Genomic DNA, 1177 nt, shown 5'->3' with positions numbered 1-1177 from the left:
ATAGGTCGGCAGGCGCAGACCGATGCAATCGTGCTCGCCGAGCTCCTGCGGCGTCTGCGGCGGCGTGCGGCGCGCGAAATACGCCGGCGCCCCCACCACGGCCATGCGCATGTCCGGCGCGATGCGCACCGCGATCATGTCCTTGGCGACGTCGCCACCGAGGCGAACGCCGATGTCGAAGCGCTCGGCCACGATGTCGGCAAACCGGTTGTCGCTGCTGATCTCGATGTGGATGTCGGGGTACCGCGCGAGCCATGGCAGCAATCGCGGCCAGACCAGCGCCTGCACCGCATGCTCCGTGGCCGTGATACGCACCGTGCCCCTGGGCTTGCCGCGCGATTCACCGAGCACCGAAAGTTCGGCCTCGATCTCGGCCAGACGCGGCGCCACCGTCCGGTAGAGCTGCTCGCCGGCTTCCGTGGTTGCCAGGCTGCGCGTCGTTCGGTTCAGCAGCTTCAGGTCGAGCCGGCGCTCCAGCGTGCGGATGGTCTGGCTCAGCGCGGACTGGGTGACGCCCAGCTGTGCAGCGGCACGGGTGAAGCTGCCGGCTCGGACGACTGCCGCGAAGGCCGCAAGGTCGTCGAAACATGCCATTGATTAGATCTTCTAATAACCAGATATAGATTTCATAGTCTAGTCAACTAGATTGGAGATGCCTAGAGTCAATACAGGACAACTCAGCAGAGGAACGCCATATGAAAACTCGTCAATTGGGCCGCAATGGCCCCGTCGTATCGGAACTGGGCCTGGGCTGCATGGGCCTGAGCTACGGCTACGGGCCTGACACCGACACGGCCGACGCCGTCAAGCTGATCCGCGCCGCCTTCGAGCGCGGAATCACGTTTTTCGACACGGCGGAAGCCTACGGCCCCTTCGTCAACGAAAGCGTGGTCGGGCAAGCGCTGGAGCCGATGCGCGACCAGGTCGTGATCGCGACCAAGTTCGGCTTTCGCGAGGGCGACACCGGCAAGGGCCTGGACAGCCGGCCGGAGCGCATCCGGCAGGTGGCCGACGCGGCGCTCCAGCGTCTGCGCACGGACCGCATCGACCTGTTCTACCAGCACCGCGTCGATCCGCAGGTGCCCATCGAGGAGGTCGCCGGCACCGTGAAAGACTTGATCCGTGAGGGCAAGGTCAAGCACTTCGGCCTGTCCGAGGCCGGCGCCGACAGCATCCG

General features: G+C 65.6%; 2 protein-coding genes. One reads left to right on the top strand and one right to left on the bottom strand.

The annotated features are described in order from the left end of the window. Positions 1-594 (bottom strand): LysR family transcriptional regulator (locus QZH66_RS14525; protein WP_305806644.1); only part of this gene is annotated, 594 nt, incomplete at its 3' end. Positions 595-695: 101 nt separating this feature from the next. On the opposite strand from QZH66_RS14525, the gene QZH66_RS14520 reads away from it, so the two are divergent. Continuing rightward, the coding region (locus QZH66_RS14520; protein WP_305806643.1) for an aldo/keto reductase at positions 696-1177 on the top strand (482 nt) is incomplete at its 3' end.

Origin of the sequence: Stenotrophomonas sp. YIM B06876 (genome assembly GCF_030711595.1) — a bacterium.
Lineage (GTDB): Bacteria > Pseudomonadota > Gammaproteobacteria > Xanthomonadales > Xanthomonadaceae > Stenotrophomonas.
Note: the sequence above shows the minus strand (reverse complement) of the source record. Positions and strands in the feature narration are given on the sequence as shown.